Genomic DNA, 22,575 nt, shown 5'->3' on the forward strand with positions numbered 1-22,575 from the left:
TTACCCCACTTTCTACTTCTCATTTTTTGCTTTTTTTAAAATGGCTAAAAATGCCACATATAAAACTATGGTGGGATAAGGATATAGAATGGAGTTTAGAATTGATCGAACCAAAATACTCAAGCTATGTTATAGGGTATAAGCTAGAAAATAATGAGCCTAAAAATATACACGCTTACATTATAGAATCAGACTGTACTCCTTTACAATGCTTATGATTTTGAGCGTTCAGACCCATTAATAAACTTACCTTCAAAACTTGCAGCACTTGATTATTTCTTTAATGCTTAGGTTCTGTGGACATTTAATAGAATAATCATAATTATGACTCTTTTTTGCTGCAAATTATAAGTTTTTTTGAAATATGAATAACTATTCCTTCAAAAATCTTATTAATTTTCGCTAAAAAATACTTCAAAATAAAAAATCAATTAGAAATCTTCACAGAACCTAGATATATTAATATAGATTAAGTGTAAAAAGAATTAGTGAGAAAATGCTAAAAGATCAGAATTTAGATATAGAAAGAAAGCAAGACCATATTGAAATTAATCTTACGAAAAACGTTGAATCTACACTTAAAAGCGGTTTTGAATCTATTCACTTTATTCACAATGCATTACCGGAAATTAACTACGATAGCATAAATACAACTACTACTTTCCTCGGAAAATCTTTACAAGCACCTATCCTAATTTCTAGTATGACCGGAGGCACGACTAGAGCTAGAGATATTAACTATAGACTTGCACAGGTCGCTCAAAAAGCCGGTATTGCTATGGGGCTTGGCTCTATGCGGGTTTTGTTAACGGAACCGGATACAATCAAGACATTTGCAGTAAGGCATATAGCTCCCGATATCCCTTTACTAGCCAATATCGGTGCAGTACAGCTTAATTACGGAGTGACACCTAAAGAATGTCAATATTTAGTGGATGCTATTAAAGCCGATGCCTTAATTTTACACTTAAACGTGTTACAGGAACTGACTCAGCCGGAAGGTAATAGAAACTGGGAAAAGCTGTTACCTAAGATAAGAGAAGTGGTTAATTACCTCTCTATTCCGGTAATTGTTAAGGAAGTAGGATACGGTTTATCTAAAAAAGTTGCTGAGAGTCTTATTGACGCAGGGGTTAAGGTTCTTGATATTGCAGGGAGCGGTGGGACATCTTGGAGTCAAGTAGAGGCTTATCGTGCTACAAATTCGTTACAAAACCGTATAGCTAGTAGCTTTATTAACTGGGGAATCCCGACTTTAGATTCTCTAAAAATGGTGCGGGAAGTTTCAAAAGATATTCCGATTATTACCAGTGGCGGGTTAAAATCCGGCATTGACGGTGCAAAAGCAATTCGTATAGGAGCTAATATTTTTGGACTTGCCGGTCAATTTTTAAAAGCGGCAGATACTTCTGAAAGCTTGCTTTCCGAAGAGATACAATTGATAATCGAGCAGCTTAAAATTACCATGCTATGCACCGGATCACGCACTTTAAAAGATTTAGCAAAAGCAGAGATTAGGTTGTAGTAAAATTTATATTCATAATATATTGGCACCAAATTCAAAAATAACTCTTTCGGCCTTATAACCACTCATTTGAACAAGTTTAATTTCCTCAAGATAAATTACCTTTGGTAAATTCGTTAATGACTTTCCGCCAAAATATTAATGCCGGCTTATTTTCAGGAATAACCGCAACTTCCCATAATCTTTTATGCATTTGCCAAATTTGCTTAGCTACTTGCCTACCAACTCCTTTATTTTGAAATCTTGCTATAATAAAAAATTCCCCCATATTCCAATCGATTTTATAATGCGTTCCAACCTTATTAAGCAATATAAAACCTGCTATTTCGTCATTTAATTTAATTCAATAGGCTTTCCTATCCGTTTCTATAAAATATTTTTTGTAATTATCAGCTTCATATAAACCATCTCGTGGCAATGTCCAATCATATTCATCTGATTCAAACCCACAATAACGCGATATATCATATATATAAAACCGTACCATATTTTGGATTAGAGGGTAATCAGCAACGGTTGCAGTGGTTAAACGTATATTCTTTACAGATTCATTCTTCATAACTCTTTTCTTAAATATAATTTAGCCATTTCTCCGGAATTATGATAACCTAGCACTTCATAAAATATATGCGTACTGTCTTTAGCACATCGATAACCAGAAGTAAGATCAACGATTACGAGGCTATATTTTTTTGCTATTTCTTCTAAATATTCCATAAGCTTTTTACCTATTTGTTTTCCCCGATAATTCTCATCAATAACTAAAGCTTCAATATGAATTCTAGTTTTATCTGAGGCGAAAAGCAGCGATTTAGACCAAGCAATAAATCCAACTATTTTATTATCTAAACTAGCTAAAGCAACACCATACGCCTCACGATTTATAAAATTCTTAAAACGTGCTATTAATTCTTCTGAACTAGCAGGATAGCCAAGTTGAGCCATCAAAGGTAAAATATTTGTAATATTATCAGGAGTTGCTAAACTAATATTTACACTACTCATAATTATCCTTTTTCTCTTCGTTTCTTTAACCTAGCTAAATCTTTTGGACTAGGTAAATAGCTTTTTAATTTCGTAGGTAAATTCTTCGGTTAATTTAAGTTTAAATTTACCCGTTTTTAATTCAATAACAACATAGCATTTAAGTTTAACATGATAAAAAACTAAATCTAAGTAATAATCCTCTCCTTCTAATTCTATAGGTATGGATTACCTATAAATACAAAATCTTGACCGAGTTCTAATAAAAAATCCTTAATATTATCTATTAGCTTATTTTCTAGTGCTCGTTCTAAAATATTTTCTTTAATATCTAGAAATTCTAAATTATAAGGATTTTTTATAATTGATTTTGCTAAATCAGACTGCATTGCCGGTAAAGTATGTCCAAAATTATTTATACTTTTTCCTGATCTTGCGTATAAATTGCTTTTAATTTGCAAGGTTAGTACGTTACGTGACCAACCGTTTTCTATAGTTTTGTGTGCATACATACCAAAGCCTTTCAGTATGATTTTTAACTTTTGAGACAATGACTATATGATATCCCCAGGGAATTTCTCCAACAGGCTGTTGGGGGATTTGTTCATCGTTATATTCTTCAGCAAATTGCCTCATATAAGAAATATTTTGATAAGATAATCTTTTCATTTAATAAGTCTTTAGAAATATTTTCTATAACTTTTGCTCCCCACTTCTCAAGCTTTTGACGTTTAATTATTTGAAAACCAATATTTCAATATAGTTTTATCAATTCTTTATTTACGCTTAAATGTGCACGAATTCGTATTTGCTTGATTTCTAGCTTCAGATTCTCAATTAAATCGTAGTATGATTTGTAATCTAAAATATTATTCATTTACTCAATATTATTTGTATGCTCTAAAATCTTCTCTGCTAAAGCATTTGCCGTTAGATCACTAACATCTATTTCTAACAAATGAGAATGCGTTATATTAATTAACTCTGCGTTTCCTTCAATACTCAAAGATTTATAACACAAAACTCTATCGGGCCTTTGTATTCGTTTATTATTTTCCTCTACTGAAATAAGTAGTTTTACCGGTACAACAAGAGAGTCACGCTGCAAAGCCATATTTTCTACTTGCTTAAAAAGCTTATGATCACCTTAATTATCTTCTAAGACATTGGTTAATATTATTATATGGCTTTCCGGTTATTTAGGTATATGTTAAATATTGCTGAATATCATAGAAAGTACTAAAAAACACAAAATTTCCTTTCATATATCCTTTAGTGTTTTATAATGGCATACAAAAATATACTGCTCCTTTAAATTTATGGGAATTATTTGAAAATAGTGAATTAGTAAAAGCTACTTGGATTAATGATTATCAGCTAATTAATGTTCATGAAATTCCTGATGAAAAATTGACAGAAAATACTTGGTCCGGAATTTTATAATTTTTTATGAAGCACATTCATACACGAGATTTGTTAAAGAGATGGTAAGAAATAGCAGACCTTTTACCTATATTTGCTGAGGTTAATATAGGGATTGATTATATAGAGTTAATTTTATTCTACATTTTGACCAAACTCGGTCAAAATGATATAATAGAAATAGAAAAAATACTTAAATCACAATTAATATAGCCAAAAATTTAATCACAGCTGGTGTAAAAACTGATTTAATAGCTACCTCAACCGGATTAAAGAAGGAAGAGGTTGAAAAACTTAAATAAATTACTTATACATGTATTTATTATCATTTATATTAGGAGGATTAAATGCATTACTCCGTCAATTACATTTATCAATTTGCTCTATAGAGTTTTATAAAGATGTATATAAAAACTATCAAGGGTATGGAATAAGATATGTATTTACCTTATCTTTTATTCCATCAATAATTTATTGTATTTTTATATTAAATTACATAATAACTTTAAAAGATTATTTTAACGGAATACAATCATCAAAAGTTACAGCCAACATTGAATATATTATCAATCAATTACCGGAAATTAAATATAATAATTCAAACATTTCAGTTGAAGAAGTAGAGCCTATATATTTATATAGCAAGAATAACAATAAAATAGTCGTCATTGATACAAAAAATCAAGTTTCTAACAAAGAAAAAAGCAAAATACCGTTTGTACTTGAAGAGAATAAGCTGAAGATAAATTTAATTGTAGCCAATACTAAGAAAAATTTCCCAAGTACTGTTAACTATTCTGAGATATTCAAGCAAAATGAAGTAATTTTAACTCCTGAAATAATAAAAAAATATTTTGCCGATCATTTATTATATGCACCAAATTTATTTATTTATTTCGGTATGCCGGCTATTATATTATTTTGGTTTGTAACATTCTTATTAGAGAGAAGTATTATAGTTTTGTTAGTATATAGCTTAGCTAATTTACTTACTACTAAAACTTCAATACAAACTTCTATAAGGTTAGTAATGTTTTCAAGCGGAGTCCCGATAATATTACAACCGGTTATTATTATATTAATACCGGAATTAAGCATATTATTACAGCTACTACAAATGTTTACAACTTGTTTAGTATTTGTCGCTATTTGGCAAATTAACAAGAACCTATCGCACTATATGTAAGCAAAATCAGTTATCATATAATATGTGATTTTAAATCCTCAATTTACTAAAAAAACAGCCTATTATAAAATAAAAGTTTTTATTGTTAAAATGAAACCTAAAGGTATTTTTTTTATAGATTTAGGTAATTTAAATGGGTAAGAAAAAAAAGAAAGTAAGGTTTGCAGAAGAGCCGCAAGTTAAGGCATTTTCACAAGATAAAGAAGCAACAGAAGTAGACCTTATAAGAGGAAGAGTAATTAATATTTATGATAAAGGCGGCTACTTAAAGCCGGATCAATTGGTAATTCATGAACGAGAAGCTATTGGAGTAAAAAATGTTGAAGTAAAGAGCAATCTAAATTTCTTTCAACAAATTTTCGCTGCAGTAGGTCTTATAAAGGACACAAAAACAATCAAAGAAGAATTTACTTATACTATCGGCGATATACAAGGAATATTAAAGGATAACGGTCAATTTATTAATAATTCTGAAGAAATTAGAAAATTTGTTGATAAAAATAGAGATATTCAAATTGCAGATATTGACGGTATCGGTATTGGTAATTTAAATCATCAGGGTAAAATACAAATTAATTCAAAGTTTGGACTAAGTAATGAAAAAATTATTCTTTATAAGGATGGTCAATTAGCTGCTATTGCAAGAAAAGGTCCACTTATAAATCAAGAAGGAGAGCCTTTATACAAAGATAACTTAGTCCAAAAAGATAATAAAGTTTATCTAGTTGGAGATGTCAGAAGAAATATTGATACACCTTTTAGAGATCCCAAAACTAGAGCTAGAGATAATTGGAATAGATTAATAAAGAAATTTAAGCATGCTTTAATACCGGAACATGAGTTAGGAAAATTAAACGATGCAATAGTAGATTCTGTAAGAGTTAAAGTAGTTCATCCAAATCCAAAACTTGCAGAACATCATCTTCAAGAAATAGCTCAAGGTAAACAAATATGGGATGGGCATAAATTTAAAATATTACGTATGGGACCAGAAGAAAAAAATCACCAATTATTCTATGATACCTCCTCTCAAAGATTACTTGATGCTAACGGTAAAGTAGCTTCTACTATCGGTAAAGAAAGTAAAAGCATGAATAATGTTCAAGCATTTGTAATGGGAGAGGATGGAACAATTTATATGGGTACTCATAAAAATCAATATTTGCCAAATACTAAAAATCTTGTTCACGGTTCATTTTTAAGTGGAAAGCCTGCGGAAGCAGCAGGAGTTATAGGTATAAATGATAGGAGAAAAATTGATTACCTTCGTAATAATAGCGGTCATTATCAACCTGAAGCTTTAGATATGTACTGTGCTGTAAAAAAATACAAGAAACTATGCCCGGTGCTTTAGATAAAAATTGTCAAATCGATATTCAAGGGCATCTACGAATACTTGTTACTGATTTTGTAAAAAATATGGAAACCAAAGTAGGTTTCAGAAAAAATGCTAAAACTCATTATGAAAAACTAAGAGAGGAAAGAATAGAGAAAATTAAAAATTATCAAACTAATTTAAAAAATATTGCTGCTTCTTCAAAACCTAAAGCTAGAAATAGAACAACAAACAGAGGGCGTGGATAATAAATTAACTCTTTATAATTAAATGTCATTCCTGCGAAAGCAAGCATCCAGCTAAATGTCATACTCCAGCATTGTTGCGTGGATTGGTAAAACCCATTATGTCACCTAGTTCGCTTGACCACTGGGACCATAAAAATAATTTAAAGTACTAATATTTAATTGGGTCCCGCTACAAGTTTGCGGGATGATGACAAAGCAATTTTGGATTCCCGCTTCTAGCTAGGAATGATATTGAAGGTGTTTTTTGCACCATGCAACAACGTCCCTAGGTAATGTTGGATTAACACTTATTTATAATATTCTCTCCTTCTTTTCTACTGCTACTAGTTTTTACACAATTAAATTTTAGTTTATATTAACAAACTAATTTTTTATTAAATAATATAATTATATACTTGACTAAATTACTTGGGTATTGTAGATATTAAACAATTTTAAGTTTTAATAGGTTGGTTATATGATGCTGACGACGAAAGGAAGATATGCCGTAATGGCAATACTTGAAATGGCTTCAAAATCAAGTGCCGAACCGGTCACTTTGAATGAAATGTCCGTAAAACAAAATATATCGCTTAACTATTTAGAGCAGATATTTTCTAAACTTAAAAAAGCTGATCTAGTTAAGGCTATTAGAGGATCGAAAGGTGGGTATATTTTAATCGGTAACCTAGAAGAAATAAAAATTTCCGATATTATGGACGCCGTTAACGAAAATTTTATAATGACTACCTGCTATAAGAAGTCAGTTAAAACTTGCGTGCCTGATACAATAAAATGTAATTCGCATAAATTATGGCAAGGTCTTGGTAAGCATATTAGAGATTATTTTGAAAATATCTCAATTAAAGATGCTTTAAACTCAAATTTAAATATATGATATATTTAGACCATAATGCTACTACTTTTATCGACCCTAGAGTTAAGGAATTCATAATAAGTTTAATGGACAAGGAGCTTAACCCTTCATCAGCACATAGCTCAGGTAGATTTGCTAAGAATCTCATAGAAACGGTACGCGCACAAATAGCGACGGCTCTTGGTATAACCTTATCATCTAGAGAATATGATATTACTTTTACTTCATCAGGAACTGAAGGTAATAATTTAATAATGAAAAATTTTTATGACGGCGATATTTTTATTTCAGCTATTGAACATTTATCGATCTATAACCATATAAACTACGCTCCAAATATTAAAGTTATAAGTGTTAATACGCAAGGGCTAGTTGATTTAGAACATTTAGAAGAGTTGTTAGCTCAAAGTAATACTAGTAAAAAACTAGTTTCCATAATAATGGCTAATAATGAAAGCGGAGTTTTACAAGATATAGCTGAGATAGGTAAAATAACTAAAAAATATGAGGCAAAATTTCATAGCGATTTAGTGCAAGGTTTTGGCAGAATACCAATAAATATCAAAGCATTAGGATTAGATTTTGCTACAATTTCAGGGCATAAAATAGGAGGGGGGCAGGGTGGTGCTGCTTTAATTTCTAGCTCTAATTTTCAAGTTACTCCAATGATTATAGGAGGAGGGCAGGAAAAATCAGTACGCTCAGGCACTGAAAATGTTTTAGCAATTGCAGGATTTGGTTTAGCTTCTGCATTGAGGACAGACAATATCTCAGAAAATTATATAAAAATCAAAAAGTTACAAGAAAATTTAGAGAAAAAATTAAAAAAATATCCTAATGTAAATATTGTTAGTAATAACGTAGCTAGGTTGCCTAATACTACCTTAATTACTATACCAAATACGGATGCACAAGCGAAATTAATCGGGTTTGATTTACATAATATTTGCGTAAGTTCCGGTTCTGCTTGTTCATCGGGAAAAATATCTAAATCGCATGTATTAACCAATATGGGTGTAGGGGAAGAAGAAGCAAAATCTTCGATTAGGATATCTTTAAGCCATACTAATACGGTAAGTGATATAGAGGCTTTTATAGAGGCTTTTGAGGAGATTTACGATGTCATTCCTAGCTAAAAGCTACGTTGTTGCACGGCTCCGTTTATGTCATTCCCGCTTCCGCAGGAATGACATCAATGACTGTTTAAACTATACCAAAACATGAATTAATTTAACCATATGAACCCACAATTAAACAATTTAACCTTACCGATATATATGGATTATCAGGCGACGACTCCAATAGATCCAAGAGTAATGGAGGCAATGTTGCCTTATTTTACTACCAAGTTCGGCAATCCTCATTCACGCAGCCATTCTTTCGGTTGGGAGGCAGAAAACGCCGTTGAAGAGGCAAGGAGTATGGTAGCAAAGTTAATAGGAGCGGATACTAAAGAAATTATTTTCACTTCCGGTGCAACTGAGTCTAACAATCTTGCAATAAAGGGAATAGCAAAATTTTACAGCAATAAAAAGAATCATATTATTACCGTAGTCAGTGAACATAAATGCGTACTTGATGCTTGCAGGCATTTAGAGCAAGAAGGTATAAAAATCACATACTTACCGATTAAGCCAAATGGAATAATCGATTTAGAAACTCTAAAAAATGCCATTACCGATCAGACTATGTTAGTTTCAGTTATGGTGGTTAATAATGAAATAGGTGTTGTTCAGCCTTTAAAGGAAATCGGGAAAATTTGCCGTGAAAAGGGCGTTTTTTTTCATTCCGATATTGCTCAAGGTTTTGGTAAAATTCCAATTGATGTTAACGCATTTAATATTGATCTTGCCAGTATCTCAGGGCATAAAATTTACGGTCCGAAAGGAATAGGTGCATTATATGTAAGGAAAAAACCTCGTGTGCGTGTTACACCGCTCATAAACGGTGGCGGGCAGGAGAGAGGTATGCGTTCAGGTACGCTACCGACTCCTTTAATCGTAGGGCTTGGCATGGCTGCTGAAATAGCGTATAGTGAGATGGAAAAAGATACTAAGCACGTAAATTACTTATTCGACAGATTTTTAAATAATATACATAAGCGAATTTCAGAAGTTTATTTAAACGGCGATAAAAATCAAAGATATAAAGGTAATTTAAATTTAAGCTTTGCCGGAGTTGAAGGAGAATCAATGATCCTTGCCATTAAAGATTTAGCGGTTTCCTCCGGTTCTGCTTGTACTTCTGCCTCTTTAGAGCCGTCATATGTTTTACGTTCTATGGGAATCGGTGAAGAGCTTGCCCATACTGCAATTAGGTTCGGCATAGGTAGATTTACTACCGAGCAGGAAGTTGACTACGCAGTAAATTTAATATGCTCAAAAATCGATAAACTAAGGGAATTAAGCCCTCTTTGGGAAATGATGCAAGAGGGAATTGATTTGAAAAAGATTAAATGGGCTGTACATTGAGAATATCGGCATTGCGAGCAGCCGTAGGCTGCGTGGCAATCTTGTCAAATATCCTGAGATTGCTTCGTCAAAACTTGCAGTTTTTCCTCGCAATGACGGCTCAGGTATTCACGCAAGTATAACATACAAAACCAAATTTTAGAGAATAACAATGGCTTATAGCAAAAAAGTGATAGATCATTATGAAAATCCTCGTAATGTTGGATCGCTTGATAAAGAAAATAAAAATGTTGGTACAGGACTAGTTGGAGCTCCTGCTTGCGGTGACGTTATGAAGTTACAAATCGCAGTTGATGATGACGGGATTATTACAGATGCTAAATTTAAAACATTCGGCTGCGGTTCAGCTATTGCTTCAAGTTCTTTAGTAACGGAGTGGGTTAAAGGAAGATCGGTAGAAAATGCCGAGACTATTAAAAATACCGAAATAGCAAAAGAATTGTCACTTCCACCGGTCAAATTACATTGCTCACTACTTGCTGAAGATGCAATAAAAGCAGCTATAGCCGATTACAAACAGAAAAAAGAAAGCAAAAAAGACTCTTAAAATATGAAAAATGTTATTTCATTAACCGATTCTGCTGCAAAGCAAGTAAAATTGCTAATAGAAAAACGCGCCAAGCCTACCTTTGGTATTAGGGTAGGGGTTAAGTCAGGCGGTTGTGCCGGTCAGACTTATTACGTGGAATATGCCGATAGTAAAAATCAATTCGATGAAGTAGTTGAAGAAAAGGGCGTACGGATACTAATCGACCCAAAGGCATTAATGTATATTCTAGGTTCTGAAATGGACTATGTAGAGACTAAATTCAAATCCCAATTCACTTTCACCAATCCTAACGAAAAAGCTAATTGCGGCTGCGGCAAATCTTTTAGCGTGTAACACTTTAGAATCAATAAAGGTTTTAAAATATGTTTAACTGGGTTTATAATAAAATATTCTCTTATCCTTCACCTAACATTGAAAGCTTACGAAAAGCACTAGAGGAAAGAATTGATTTCTTTTCTCCGCTTAATACAGAAGAAAAGGAAAGAAGGGCTGAAATTAGACTTATGAGAGATGCTGATATCGAAAATGATAAAAAGTCTATTCTAGAAGCAATAGTAAAAAAGGACAAATTATTTTAGAACCCTATACGGAAATACCTTTAAAAGAAAGTTGGCTATTTAATCACAAAAAGGTTTTAACGCAATTAAATAACGGTATTAAAGATTCTGCTAAAGGGCAAGTTAAATTTATAGAAGATTTCAGTAAATATTTAGATGATGACTTTGAAAATTCTTTTTACTATTCAAGCTAGTAAAGATTTGGAAGAACTCGAAAATAATCAAGGATTGGAAAAACGTTTAAAAGCAGTAAAAAAACACTGGCATATCTACAGGCAACCCCTCGTCATCCTAGTTTAAATACCCATAAATATAAAACTGCTTATAGAATTTTTTGGTATTATGGACTAAACAAAGATAATATCACACTATTCTAGCAATTACAGCACATCCATAAAAAGTCAATTGCAGTTGACTATTACACCAATAGCTTTATTTTAAGAAAAATCATGCAAATCACCGGAAAATGAAATCCCCCAGCCTACTGCGATATGATTAGGATCGCGTATATTAGTATATTTAACTAAATCCTGAACAGGAGTATCATAATTTTGTGAAATTTTTGATAAAGCATCTCCTGATTTCACTGTATAAACTTTAGCGGTGCGATTTGGCATATTAACTCCTAAGATTATTTTTGATAGCTTAAAAAGCTATCAATCTTTTGTTTAGAAATCAAGAGTAAAATAATTATAGTAGTTTTAACTATTGCTAAAAATCATTATTTCAGCTATGTTAAAGCTGTTTCTTTAAATTAGATTAATATGTCACAAAAATTAGGTTTCTGGGCGGTTTTTGCCTTAGTAACCGGCAGTCAAATCGGTACTAGCGTTTTTATATTGCCGTTAAGTTTAGCACCGTTCGGTATATACAGCATTTGGGGCTGGGTACTTTCATTATTCGGTGCTATGAGTATAGCACTTGTATTTTCTACCCTTTGTGCAAAATTTCCTAAAACAGGAGGTCCGCACGTTTATGTACGGGAAAATTTCGGGGATAAAATAGCTTTTTTCACCGGTTGGACTTACTGGGTTATATCCTTTGTCAGTACAAGTATAGTAGTCATTTCGGCAATAGGTTATCTAACGCCTTTTTTTAAATCACAAGCGATTTTAGACTTAATATTACAGATCATATTATTAGGTGCTATTATGGTTTTAAATTTAAAAGGTCCTGAAGTAGCAGGAAAAGCAGAGTTTTATTTAACTCTCTTAAAATTTGTTCCATTGCTTATAGTAGGTTTATGTGCTTTATCATATTTTAATATAGATAATATAACTATTGCCGAGGAAGTAGAGAATTTAAGCATTCCGAGCATTATGGGAAGAGTTGTACTTCTTACTTTTTGGGGATTTATCGGCATAGAATGTGCAACTACCACGGCAAGTGCGGTAAAAGATCCGGCAAAAACCATTCCACGAGCCATAATAGTTGGAACTTTTTGCGTAGCAGTGTTATATATTATTAATAGCATAGGTATAATGGGATTAATCCCTGCTTCTGAACTCGTCAGTGCTAAAGCTCCTTATGCCGATGCCGCTTCATTATTATTCGGGGGTAAATGGTCAAGCGTAATTACGGTTATAGCCTCGATTATATGTATAGGTACACTCAATGCTTGGGTGCTAACTAGCGGACAGATAGCTCTTGGGCTTGCAGAAGACGGTTTATTACCGAAATTTTTTGCTAAGAAAAATAGCAATAACGCTCCAACTCACGGAATTATTGTAAGCTGCCTTGGCATTGTGCCGTTATTAGTCTTTACGGCAAATGATAATTTTGCCAAACAGATTACACAAATAATAGATTTCTCGGCAATCACATTCTTATTCGTCTATTTAATTTGTAGCTTAGCTTTTTTAAAGGTGATTTTTAGCTCAAAAGAAAATTTTTCTTATTATTATTTACTTATAGCTATAATATCGATTATCTTTTGTGCATGGGTTATCTATGAAACACCTGTTAAAACTCTGATTATAGCTAGTTCTTTTACTATCTTTGGTATTCCTTTGTATTATGGATGGTATAAATGTCATTCCCGTCTATGAGCGTTGCCTAGCTGGATGCTGAGCTGTCATTGCGAGCGACTGCAAGGAGCGTGGCAATCCAGAAAAAATAATAAAAAAATTCTGTAAATCAGAATTTTTTAACTGGATTGCTTCGTCAATTACTTAAGTAATTTCCTTGCAATGACGGCTCAGCCAGCGGGCAAGAGCACGACATAAGAGATATAAACATGACAAAAATCCGCATTAATCTGCTTAGAAATTTATTCACAGAATATGATATAGACGGTTATATAATTCCGTCTAACGATAAATATATGAGTGAATATGTTCCAAGCTATGCAAAGAGACTTGAATATATAACAGGTTTTACTGGTTCAAACGGTATAGCTATTATATATAAAGATACAGCATTATTCTTTACCGATGGACGTTATTTAGAGCAAGCAAATAAAGAGCTGGATTTAGAGCTTTTTAAGCTTTTTGACTTAAAAGATATATCTAAGTTTGGTAAAGATGCAAAAATAGGATACGATTCTGAATTATTTACTTATCCCACTATATCAAATTTAAAGTTCAATTTTCAGAAGATTAATGGAAATTTAGTTGATAAGATTTGGCCAAATCAGCCGCTAGAGCCAAACTCTAAAGTTTATTTGCATGATATTAAGTTGGCGGGCGTTAGTCATACTGATAAAATAAGTAAATGTCGTGAAATTTTTTTGGATTCCCGCTTTTGCGGGAATGACATAGAGGAAAGCGGGAATGACACCGAGCAATCTGCCTTAGTCATTCTCGATAGCTCCTCCATATGTTGGTTACTAAATTTGCGTGCCAGTGACGTTGCTTATACGCCTTTAATGTTTGCAAAAGTTATACTCACTTCTACACAATTATATTTGTTTATAAATCCTACAAGAATCGATGCCGAAATTATTAATGCTCGTCCTGAAATAACGATTTTACCGGAAGAAGAATTTGAAAATATTTTAAGAGATAGCGAGAATAAACATCTTTCCAAACCAGCTTATAGAATTTTTATTGATGATACTATAGCATCTGTTCATATAATGGACTTAGTAGCTGATAAAAAAGTACAAAAAATTACCGATCCATGCTTAATGCTTAAAGCTTGTAAGAACGATGTAGAAATTAAGCATGCAATCGATTTGCATATTAAAGATGCAGTAGCTTTATGTGAATTTTTTGCTGATTTTTCTCAATGTCATCCCCGTGAAAACGGGGATCCAGAAAAACATAATAACGAATTGACCGAGTATTCCCTCGGTTTAAAGCTTACAGAGCAACGAGCTAAACAAGAGGGCTATGTTTCGGATAGTTTTCCTGCTATTTGCGGATTTCAGGAAAATAGTGCTATTATTCATTATAGAGCTGACCAAAAAACTGCTAAAAAAATTGAAGGGCAGGGGATATTACTGATAGATTCCGGCGGTCAGTATCAAGGTGCTACTACCGATATAACTAGAACAATAGTAATAGGTACACCGACAGATGAGCAGAAAAAGCGTTATACGCAAGTACTTAAAGGACATATTGCTTTAGCTAAAGCCAAATTCCCAAAAAATATCATCGCAGGAGCTAATCTTGATATACTCGCTCGGCAATATTTATGGCAAGAAATGCTAGATTATCCACACGGTACAGGGCATGGGGTAGGGAGCTTCTTAAGTGTTCACGAAGGACCGCAAAGCATAAATCTTCGTAATAAAACAATACTTAAAGCAGGTATGATCTTATCTAATGAACCGGGGTTTTATGTTCCTGGAAAATATGGTATTAGGATTGAGAATTTGATGTATGTAAAAGAAAATAATGGATGGCTTGAGTTTGAGACCTTAAGCCTAGTGCCTTATGCTAGTAAATTGACTGATATGAAACTACTTAATATTGATGAAATAAACTATATCAAGGAATATTATAACAAAATTAGAGCTAAAATTTATGATTTATTATCCACGCAAGCGAGGAATTGGCTTAATAATGAAATAAATTTATATTGTAATTGACGTTTCCGCTATTTATTGGTATAAAGTCTATACATTTGGGACGTCGCCAAGTGGTAAGGCAACGGTTTTTGGTATCGTCATCCGGAGGTTCGAATCCTCCCGTCCCAGCCATTCGTCAATCCCTAAACATATTGACATGCATCCTAAAAGTAATTGTTCTATAATCTATATTATGGAAAATAAATGATAAGTGGTGGTGCATTCGATTGGATTTGAACCAACGACCTTTGCCTTCGGAGGGCAACGCTCTATCCAGCTGAGCTACGAATGCAAATAACTAATAAGAGCGCTCCAAAATAAATTTAATAATCGAAAACAAATAGTCTTTATAAATATTCTGAACCGGAATTTTATTTAATAACTTACTTGCTGCATTTTCTAAGTTACTCAAATAATTAACTGTTTCATTGTACATTTCATGCTTTACCATTAAGTCATGTATTTTTACAAAGTCATCTTTAGTACGCTTATCACATTTAATTATATTTTCAAGCCAAAGCTGCTTATCTTGCGCTAACTTATTATATAAAAAAATCAGCGGTAACGTAACTTTTCCTTCTAAGAAATCATCGCCAATATTTTTGCCTACCTGTTTATCATTACCCAAATAATCAAGCAAGTCATCTATAACCTGAAATATCGTACCGAGTAATTTCCCAAAGTCCTGCATATCTTTAGAAATATGGTCTACCTGCTCTGCTATAATAGCTCCAACTGCACAAGCAGTTCCAAATAGTTCGGCGGTTTTAGATTTAACTATTTGCTGATATTCGTCTATAGTTATAATACGTCGTTCATTTAACTTCACTAGCTGTACTACCTCCCCTTCGGAAATAATTGCTGAAGCTTTAGCTAGAACATTCATAGCTTTAATAGAGCCGGAAGCTACCATTAACTTAAAAGACTGACTAAAGAGGAAATCACCCACTAAAATACTTGTTTTACTGCCCCAAATAACGTTAGCCGTAGGTTTGAATCTTCTTAAAGTGCTGTCGTCTACCACATCATCATGAAGCAATGTGGCGGTGTGAATGAATTCAACGGCACTTGCGAGCTTTATATGATTATCGCCTTTATAATCAAACATTTTAGCAGTTATTATAGTTAAAAGCGGACGAATTCTTTTACCTCCTGCTTCTAGTAAATATTTACCGACCTTTTCTATTAACTCTTCATCACTTTTTAAACAGCTAATGATTAAATTGTTTAACTTAGTTACTTCATCTTTTAAATCTTGCTGTATTTTTACTATAATATTCATGGTTGGTATTTTTATAAATTGTTCTGTCATTGCAAGGAAAAACTGAAAATTTTGACGCAGCAATCTCATGCCAAAACCCTAAGATTGCCACGCCCCTTTCAGTTGCTTGCAATGATGATTAACGAAGTTCATCGAGTATACATTCCTCTAATATTTTTTGATTAACATTAGGAATTAACTCCATAATTTTTTCTTTTACATTTTCACCGGGTTGCACTTTTTTTACTGCTGCTTGATATAAAGATAAATAATATAAAGGTATAAGTTTATTTATATCATCTATATTACCTATTTTAGCTTTGTTTAAATCGGACAAATCAAACACATACTCAATGCTAGCATCAATTAAATTAGATGAATTCGGGTGATCAGAAATAGTTTTTAAAAATGATTTCAAAGCATTCCCGTATACTTCCTTACTCTCTTCCGAAAAATCTTTAAAATCCCCTACTCCGTATATATATGCACTTAAAACATCTATTATTCTAGAGTAATCATTAATTATTATCGTACCTTTACTGTAAGAATCTTTAAGAGCATTTACTATAGTTTCATTTGTTATATTAAATCCCGATGTGTTTGAATAGAGACTTAAAGCATTTATCTGTGCTCTAGTTAATTTGTTTAATTCAGTTACTAAATTAATATTTAAATTAAAATTATATTCCCTATCTTCAAAAATACTAAAATTATATTGTTTATTATTATTTAAAATATAGCTTAGTTCATTATTAAAATCTTTATATAGCTTATTATCAGAAAGTTTAAATAAATAGGTTTGCTTATCGTAATATTTCTTTATAAATTCTAATGAACCTATTATAAAACCAGGTTTTAGCTTAAATTGCGAATCTACCAAAAGATCAATATTATTATTGCCGAAATCGTTTAACTTACCTTTATATAATAAATTAATATTATTTTCAAAGTTATTACTATTGATTTTTGCATTAGTAACTTCAATTGTTAAATCTTTAGCAATATCTTTAAAATGCACACTACTAGTACTAATCAAGAAATTACCGGAAAATTTGAAATTATTATTCCAAGCGGGTCTATATAATAATAAGCCGGCAGGTATTATTCTATCTTCAAGGTTACTTTGTACTATTTCGGTTTCATAATAAATTGCTAATTTTTGCGGTATGTTATCAAGGAAATCCTGTTTACTTGTATAATACTTACTTTTGTCAAATAACATAGTAAGTATAGTATGATCTTCTTCATATAATTTTTGATTATCGACTAAGTCAAAAATTTCTGTTTTACCGGAAGTAAATTTAATATTTTCTATTAAATTTATAACTTCAAATAAATCTTTTTTAAATCGTACTATTTCAAATAATTTAAAATTTAACGGTATTTTTGTTGATAATATACAGTTCTCATTATAAAATCTTACTCCAAAGCCTCTTTGAACCGGCTTAAATTTTCCGAATGCTTCTCCGGAAAAATGTATAAATAATTTCTGCTTAAGTAAATCATAACCGATATTTATCGGTGTGGTAAATTCAGTTACTCTATTAATACTCTCTTCTTGCCAATTAATTACTGAAATACCTAATTTGAAAGGAAAACCATATGGCTGAACTTTAGAAAACTTAATAAGATATTGCTGATTAGGATTATTATCAGCCTCTTCTATATTGAGGTTGGTACCGGCATATTTTTGATTTATAGAGTGTGATAAAGAGAACATAATAGTAAACCACAACCCACTATATGCGAGTATAATAAAGATAGTTATAAATAATATTATTTTAAGAATTTTTTTCATCTTTAAATCGGTATTATAGTGTGATTTTCTGTTGTTGTATGGATAAGTTTTTTCGTCATTGCAAGGAAAAATTGAAAATTTTGACGAAACAATCTCAGGAGTTTGTTATTATTTCATGAGATTGCCACGCAGTCTACGACTGCTCGCAATGACTGGGTGGTATCCATGCAACAATGCCCGCTTGCAATGACGTTTACTTACACAGCTCTACATATTCCTTATTCAATTTTATAACGTTCCAAATCCATAAACTCATCATAACTATAAAAGTTACTAATAAATATATTATAATAGAATCAAAGGTAGCAGTCGGAATAATAATAAATATCAAAGACTGTATAAATGCTCCAAGCGATTTACCGAATTTAGTACCTATTACCTCTACGGCAGCTTTTCCCTTAGTTCTAAGCTCTAAAGATAAAGGAATATACGCCATTTCTTTTGTTGAATCGAATAATGAATATTTGGACGATTTACTCAGTATGTTCTGAATTGCTCCAACAATAATCGCTGCATATAGAAGATTAAAATCACCGAAACATTCTCCTATTTCTTCAATAAAAATTATAAAGATAAAAAACATCAAGCCGGTAATAGACAACATAATAGGAGTTAATAATGCCGAAATGAGCCAACCGAGTCTTCTAAGAATATTACTGCCTATTATCATGAAAGTAACGCATGATATCCCCATCCAAATATTAAACCTGCCCATAAAGTTAACATAGTCTATAGTGTTTGGATGTAATTCTTTTATTTTTGCTTTCCAAGGTCCTTCAACTATATTTATTAATAATCCATAACAGATTATTAATAAGGCAATACGACCTATATATTTTGAGTGAATTACTAATTTGATACTTTCAATTACCGAAAGTTTTGTTTTCATTTTAGCTGTAACTTTTTTTGCATCTAAAACATTTATGGAATCTGTTAAAATAAATCTATTTATTATTCTAAATAGAAGCATAGCAATTATTCCTGCAGTAACAATAATTGACATGATTGGCTGAAGCATTATAGCATTTCCGGCAGATGAATTAAAAGAATCCGGTAATAATTCTGAATCAATGACGTCCTGCCCGCTTGAGAAAAAGACAAGTACGCTGCCTGCTATTATAAGACCGATATTACCGACCATTCCAAGAACGGGATAGAATCTTTTAGCTTTAGAAGTATCAAAAATGTGATTGGCAAACTGCCAAAACATTAAGTTTATGACTACTGCACTCCATAATTCCGCGAAAATATACATCAGTGCATAACTCCATTGACTACCTATTTTAATAAACCATTTAAAATTAGGGTATGAAGCAATTAATTTATTTATCATTTCATCATTAGGATGATAAATATCTTGATTTGGATAAATAATATAGGCAAATAATAAGAAAAATAGTAAAAAACTACCGACTATAATGTAGAAAATATATTCAAAATTTAAGTTATTACTAAGTTTAACATAAAGTACGGTAAAAATTACGCACGAGGGTAATACTAACCATAATTTTAAGAAGCTAATAATTTCAGCCCCCATAGAGGGTACTACTAAACTATCTTTGATAGATCTTAAAGCCCCAAAATTAAAAAGGATACATAACATCATTAAAGCCATAGGTATAAATAGCTTTAATTCTTTCCTTTCTATAGGCCACATTATTTCTTTAACTTTTTCAAAGAAAATTTTAGGCGGTAACATTTTATTGTAACCTTAAATATTAAAGTTAACTTTTAAATCTCTTAAGTGCTAAAGTCAATTAAAATAATTAATTTATACTACTCCAAGGTGTTATTTCTTTATATCGCCAGTAATATTTTGTGATCTTATCTAATTTGTCCTGATTTGTCTTCCATAATTCCTGCTTATCGGTAGTCCATGGCTTAGGTCCTGCATAGTGTAAAATGAAATAAGAAAAATAAGGGCTTTGAGTCTCAAAATATGTAAAACAGTTCCATCTCATCGATAAGATTTAATAAATCTTGGTTAGAAAAAGAAAAATCACATTTTGACTTTTGTAAAGTTTCTAAAAGCATATTTTTATCTTGCTTTTTTTGCATATTTTTTAAGTTTAAAAATACTACCCCGCTATTTTTATAAGAATGAGCTATATTTCTCTTACATTCTTTTGTCACTTTATGACTAATCTATGGGAGTTATTTGAAAACAGTGAACTTGTAAAAAATACATATGGATTAATGATTATCAGTTAATTAATGTTCAAAATATTTCTGATGAAAAATTAAAAGAAAAAGCTTGGTCTGGAATCTTGCAGTTTTTTTTAAAACATATCCACAAACGAGATTTATTAAAGAGATGGCAAGAAGTAGCTGATCTTTTACCAGAATTTATTAAAGTTAATATCGGTATAGATTATATAGAGCTAATTTTGTCCTCTACACCTTGAATCAGATTAGGGAAAATGATAAAATAGAAATAGAAAAAATGCTTAAATCGCATTTAAACCCTGCATTAGGAGGAAACCTTATGAATAGCTTAGCTCATAGCTGGAAACAAGCAGGTATTGAAGAAGGTAGAAAAAAAGAGAAAATTACTATGGCTAAAGAAATGAAAAAAGAAGGGCTTTCTTTAGAAACTATTATGAAAATAACAAAATTAGATAAGAAAGATATTGAGAAATTAAAATAACATGATTACATTACATGCCGCAAATAAACAGAAGACTCACATTTTTGCATATTAAGCCTATAGGAACTTAGAGCTAAAGGCATATATACTCGATCAACTTCAAAAATTGGCTATGTTGTTTCATAAGCTCTGCGGTGCTCACGTATTAAGTATACGCTCCGCTCCTCGCCTTATAGACTCCTTGCTCTTTTTGAAGTTGATCTTCGTCTATCAATTCTTCATTTACTCGAAGTATATAAATTCATGTTAAATAACTCTCGTTTATGTATTATTTGGTTGTTTGGGCTTATTAGCGGTTTTAATCTAATGATTACCGGTAATACTTTAAATTATTGGCTTGCTAAAGAAGATATAGCACTGCAAACAATCGGTATATTATCATTCATAACGCTTCCCTACTCTATTAATTTCTTGTTAGCACCGATTTTTGATGCAGTGCAAATTAAATATTTAAACAAAATATTCGGTCATAGATTATCTTGGATTTGCTTAACTAGTAGTGCATTGATATTTCTTATATATATTTTCAGCTTTCTAGATCCTAGTACTAATCTATTATTATTTGCTTTCACGGCTTTAATTATTTCTTTTTTTAGTGCTGCACAAGATACTATATTAAGTGCTTTAAGAACGGAAATAGTACCTAAAGAATCGCTTGGGTTTACTTCAGGAATATACATATTCGGTTATCGGGTCGGTATGCTTTTAGCCGGTTCTGGAGCTATTTACTTATCTATTTATTTAACATTTAATGAAATATATAAAATCTTTGCCGGTTTAGTATTTATTTATTTAATTTTATTGATTGTAGGAATTAAGTATTGTTATTTAAACGAGAACATACATATACAGATAATCAAGAATGATATAAAAAATAATCAAAATAAAAAAAACATAATAAATTTTATATATAATGCGTTAAAACCTATAGGTTCTGTTTATTTCATTATTCTTATATTAATTTTCCTAGTATTATATAGGTTACCGGATAACTTAATTAATGTTATGATTAATCCGTTTTTGCTTCATCTTGAGTATGATGCTTTTGAAATAGCAAGCGTTGGAAAGTTTTGTGGAGTTGTAGGAGCTATAATCGGTGGACTTGTCGGCGGGGTTATTATGAAACATAAAAATATATTAAATAGTATATTTTTATTTGGTATTATTCATGCTTTAGGACATATTTTATTTATTTTTCTTGAAATAAACGGTAAAAATTCTTTATTATTATTTATTACGATAGGAATAGCAAGTATTACCGGCGGTATGACAATGACTGCTTATATCGCTTTTATTTCTGCACTCTGTCAAGGTAAATTTCGAGCTACTCAATATTCTTTTCTTTCATCGATGATGGGGATTTCGCGCTCAATTTTTCCTATAATTTCAGGCTATATGGTAGTAAATTTCGGTTGGCAAAATTTCTTTTTATTTACTACTATTATAACTATTCCGTCTTTATTAATATTATTAAAAATAAAAACTAAATTACAATAATGAATGATATATATTAAGTATAATATTTTTAATACCGTATTTTGCTATTTCTTCCATTATACCAAGTATTTTTATATTAAATCAAAGTGCAAAATATCGTAGCTTCAAAAAAGCTCTACCTAGTGTAATTGTTGCTTCGATATGTTATAATATACTTATACATATAATCGTTTTCAATCATGATTTCTTCTTTATTTTTATGATTTGGTATATAGCAATACCTTT

26 protein-coding genes, 2 tRNA genes and 3 pseudogenes are annotated in these 22,575 nt (G+C 31.5%); 19 read left to right on the top strand and 12 right to left on the bottom strand.

Annotation, left to right across the window (positions count from 1 at the left end; all coding sequences use genetic code 11):
• The first annotated feature begins 50 nt into the window (after positions 1-50).
• Positions 51-218 (top strand): hypothetical protein, encoded by a 168-nt coding sequence (locus tag RSL_RS09540; RefSeq protein ID WP_014273527.1) that lies wholly within the window; start codon positions 51-53, stop codon positions 216-218.
• A gap of 278 nt (positions 219-496) precedes the next feature.
• Entirely contained in the window at positions 497-1,525 is a 1,029-nt protein-coding gene (fni, locus tag RSL_RS03685; protein ID WP_014273528.1) for a type 2 isopentenyl-diphosphate Delta-isomerase, read from the top strand.
• Positions 1,526-1,613: 88 nt separating this feature from the next.
• Here the strand turns inward: fni and RSL_RS03690 are convergent, their stop codons facing one another.
• The 6 genes and pseudogenes from RSL_RS03690 to RSL_RS03715 all read right to left on the bottom strand — a co-directional run bounded on the left by RSL_RS03690 (position 1,614) and on the right by RSL_RS03715 (position 3,623).
• Positions 1,614-1,835, bottom strand: a complete 222-nt coding sequence (locus tag RSL_RS03690) for an acetyltransferase (protein ID WP_012719761.1) — start codon at positions 1,833-1,835, stop codon at positions 1,614-1,616.
• A gap of 33 nt (positions 1,836-1,868) precedes the next feature.
• Positions 1,869-2,084 (bottom strand): hypothetical protein, encoded by a 216-nt coding sequence (locus RSL_RS03695; RefSeq protein ID WP_004998351.1) that lies wholly within the window; start codon positions 2,082-2,084, stop codon positions 1,869-1,871.
• Positions 2,081-2,530 (bottom strand): GNAT family N-acetyltransferase, encoded by a 450-nt coding sequence (locus RSL_RS03700; protein ID WP_014273529.1) that lies wholly within the window; start codon positions 2,528-2,530, stop codon positions 2,081-2,083. The genes RSL_RS03695 and RSL_RS03700 overlap by 4 nt, the downstream gene beginning before the upstream one ends.
• 48 nt (positions 2,531-2,578) lie before the next feature.
• A pseudogene (locus RSL_RS03705) lies at positions 2,579-3,021 on the bottom strand (PDDEXK nuclease domain-containing protein).
• On the bottom strand, positions 2,981-3,178 hold the full coding sequence (locus RSL_RS07815) for a DUF1016 N-terminal domain-containing protein (protein WP_014419830.1): 198 nt from the start codon (positions 3,176-3,178) through the stop codon (positions 2,981-2,983). Before RSL_RS07815 ends, RSL_RS03705 begins: the two are co-directional and overlap by 41 nt.
• A 208-nt stretch (positions 3,179-3,386) precedes the next feature.
• Positions 3,387-3,623, bottom strand: coding sequence for a hypothetical protein (locus tag RSL_RS03715; RefSeq protein ID WP_014273531.1), 237 nt, complete (start codon positions 3,621-3,623; stop codon positions 3,387-3,389).
• A gap of 161 nt (positions 3,624-3,784) precedes the next feature.
• Here RSL_RS03715 and RSL_RS09980 point away from each other — a divergent pair, with 161 nt between their 5' ends.
• The 10 genes from RSL_RS09980 (at position 3,785) to RSL_RS03765 (ending at position 11,156) form a co-directional block, all read left to right on the top strand.
• Positions 3,785-3,952 (top strand): Rpn family recombination-promoting nuclease/putative transposase, encoded by a 168-nt coding sequence (locus tag RSL_RS09980; protein WP_014120874.1) that lies wholly within the window; start codon positions 3,785-3,787, stop codon positions 3,950-3,952.
• A 292-nt stretch (positions 3,953-4,244) separates the two neighbouring features.
• Entirely contained in the window at positions 4,245-5,117 is an 873-nt protein-coding gene (locus RSL_RS03725) for a DUF1189 family protein (protein WP_014273532.1), read from the top strand.
• A gap of 133 nt (positions 5,118-5,250) precedes the next feature.
• On the top strand, positions 5,251-6,471 hold the full coding sequence (locus tag RSL_RS03730) for a hypothetical protein (protein ID WP_014419831.1): 1,221 nt from the start codon (positions 5,251-5,253) through the stop codon (positions 6,469-6,471).
• Entirely contained in the window at positions 6,456-6,701 is a 246-nt protein-coding gene (locus tag RSL_RS03735) for a hypothetical protein (protein ID WP_004998335.1), read from the top strand. Before RSL_RS03730 ends, RSL_RS03735 begins: the two co-directional genes overlap by 16 nt.
• Before the next feature lie 457 nt (positions 6,702-7,158).
• Positions 7,159-7,578, top strand: a complete 420-nt coding sequence (locus RSL_RS03740) for a Fe-S cluster assembly transcription factor (protein ID WP_012150915.1) — start codon at positions 7,159-7,161, stop codon at positions 7,576-7,578.
• Positions 7,575-8,693 (top strand): cysteine desulfurase family protein, encoded by a 1,119-nt coding sequence (locus RSL_RS03745; RefSeq protein WP_014273534.1) that lies wholly within the window; start codon positions 7,575-7,577, stop codon positions 8,691-8,693. The genes RSL_RS03740 and RSL_RS03745 overlap by 4 nt, the downstream gene beginning before the upstream one ends.
• 102 nt (positions 8,694-8,795) lie before the next feature.
• Positions 8,796-10,028, top strand: a complete 1,233-nt coding sequence (locus tag RSL_RS03750; protein ID WP_010977349.1) for an IscS subfamily cysteine desulfurase — start codon at positions 8,796-8,798, stop codon at positions 10,026-10,028.
• A gap of 151 nt (positions 10,029-10,179) precedes the next feature.
• The gene (gene iscU / locus RSL_RS03755) at positions 10,180-10,575 is read left to right on the top strand and encodes a Fe-S cluster assembly scaffold IscU (protein ID WP_014273535.1); all 396 of its coding nucleotides are present in this window, start codon (positions 10,180-10,182) and stop codon (positions 10,573-10,575) included.
• A gap of 3 nt (positions 10,576-10,578) precedes the next feature.
• Positions 10,579-10,911, top strand: coding sequence for an iron-sulfur cluster assembly accessory protein (locus RSL_RS03760; RefSeq protein WP_004998325.1), 333 nt, complete (start codon positions 10,579-10,581; stop codon positions 10,909-10,911).
• A 29-nt stretch (positions 10,912-10,940) separates the two neighbouring features.
• Positions 10,941-11,156, top strand: a complete 216-nt coding sequence (locus RSL_RS03765; RefSeq protein WP_014273536.1) for a hypothetical protein — start codon at positions 10,941-10,943, stop codon at positions 11,154-11,156.
• Positions 11,157-11,572: 416 nt separating this feature from the next.
• Here the strand turns inward: RSL_RS03765 and RSL_RS03770 are convergent, their stop codons facing one another.
• Positions 11,573-11,752: a LysM peptidoglycan-binding domain-containing protein gene (locus RSL_RS03770; protein ID WP_010977346.1), complete on the bottom strand. Its 180-nt coding sequence runs from the start codon at positions 11,750-11,752 to the stop codon at positions 11,573-11,575.
• A gap of 147 nt (positions 11,753-11,899) precedes the next feature.
• Here RSL_RS03770 and RSL_RS03775 point away from each other — a divergent pair, with 147 nt between their 5' ends.
• The 4 genes and pseudogenes from RSL_RS03775 (at position 11,900) to RSL_RS03785 (ending at position 15,279) form a co-directional block, all read left to right on the top strand.
• Complete coding sequence (locus tag RSL_RS03775) at positions 11,900-13,183, top strand: APC family permease (protein WP_014273538.1); 1,284 nt, start codon at positions 11,900-11,902, stop codon at positions 13,181-13,183.
• Positions 13,184-13,198: 15 nt separating this feature from the next.
• A pseudogene (locus RSL_RS08730) lies at positions 13,199-13,311 on the top strand (lytic transglycosylase domain-containing protein); the annotation flags it as partial.
• 60 nt (positions 13,312-13,371) lie between these two features.
• Positions 13,372-15,168 carry an aminopeptidase P family protein gene (locus tag RSL_RS03780; RefSeq protein WP_014273539.1) on the top strand — a complete coding sequence of 599 codons (1,797 nt, stop codon included), beginning with the start codon at positions 13,372-13,374 and terminating at the stop codon, positions 15,166-15,168.
• Between the two features lie 36 nt (positions 15,169-15,204).
• A tRNA-Gln gene (locus tag RSL_RS03785) sits at positions 15,205-15,279 on the top strand.
• A gap of 83 nt (positions 15,280-15,362) precedes the next feature.
• Here RSL_RS03785 and RSL_RS03790 read toward each other — a convergent pair.
• The 5 genes and pseudogenes from RSL_RS03790 to RSL_RS10675 form a co-directional block, all read right to left on the bottom strand.
• A tRNA-Arg gene (locus RSL_RS03790) sits at positions 15,363-15,439 on the bottom strand.
• A gap of 6 nt (positions 15,440-15,445) precedes the next feature.
• A complete protein-coding gene (locus RSL_RS03795) occupies positions 15,446-16,429 on the bottom strand; it encodes a polyprenyl synthetase family protein (RefSeq protein ID WP_014419833.1) in 984 nt (327 codons plus the stop codon).
• Between the two features lie 118 nt (positions 16,430-16,547).
• Positions 16,548-18,206, bottom strand: a complete 1,659-nt coding sequence (locus RSL_RS03800; protein ID WP_014419834.1) for a hypothetical protein — start codon at positions 18,204-18,206, stop codon at positions 16,548-16,550.
• A 193-nt stretch (positions 18,207-18,399) separates the two neighbouring features.
• Positions 18,400-19,905 (bottom strand): nucleotide exchange transporter Tlc3, encoded by a 1,506-nt coding sequence (gene tlc3 / locus RSL_RS03805; RefSeq protein WP_014273542.1) that lies wholly within the window; start codon positions 19,903-19,905, stop codon positions 18,400-18,402.
• Positions 19,906-19,972: 67 nt separating this feature from the next.
• Positions 19,973-20,345: pseudogene (locus tag RSL_RS10675) on the bottom strand (glycosyltransferase family 8 protein); the annotation flags it as partial.
• A gap of 86 nt (positions 20,346-20,431) precedes the next feature.
• Between RSL_RS10675 and RSL_RS09545 the strand changes: the two are divergent.
• The 3 genes from RSL_RS09545 to RSL_RS03825 all read left to right on the top strand — a co-directional run bounded on the left by RSL_RS09545 (position 20,432) and on the right by RSL_RS03825 (position 22,350).
• Positions 20,432-20,611: a hypothetical protein gene (locus tag RSL_RS09545; RefSeq protein ID WP_231283001.1), complete on the top strand. Its 180-nt coding sequence runs from the start codon at positions 20,432-20,434 to the stop codon at positions 20,609-20,611.
• Positions 20,608-20,853: an RpnC/YadD family protein gene (locus tag RSL_RS09550; RefSeq protein ID WP_041472089.1), complete on the top strand. Its 246-nt coding sequence runs from the start codon at positions 20,608-20,610 to the stop codon at positions 20,851-20,853. The genes RSL_RS09545 and RSL_RS09550 overlap by 4 nt, the downstream gene beginning before the upstream one ends.
• A 243-nt stretch (positions 20,854-21,096) precedes the next feature.
• Positions 21,097-22,350 carry an AmpG family muropeptide MFS transporter gene (locus tag RSL_RS03825; RefSeq protein WP_014273545.1) on the top strand — a complete coding sequence of 418 codons (1,254 nt, stop codon included), beginning with the start codon at positions 21,097-21,099 and terminating at the stop codon, positions 22,348-22,350.
• Positions 22,351-22,575: the final 225 nt, after the last annotated feature.

This window comes from Rickettsia slovaca 13-B, assembly GCF_000237845.1.
GTDB classification, from domain to species: domain Bacteria; phylum Pseudomonadota; class Alphaproteobacteria; order Rickettsiales; family Rickettsiaceae; genus Rickettsia; species Rickettsia rickettsii.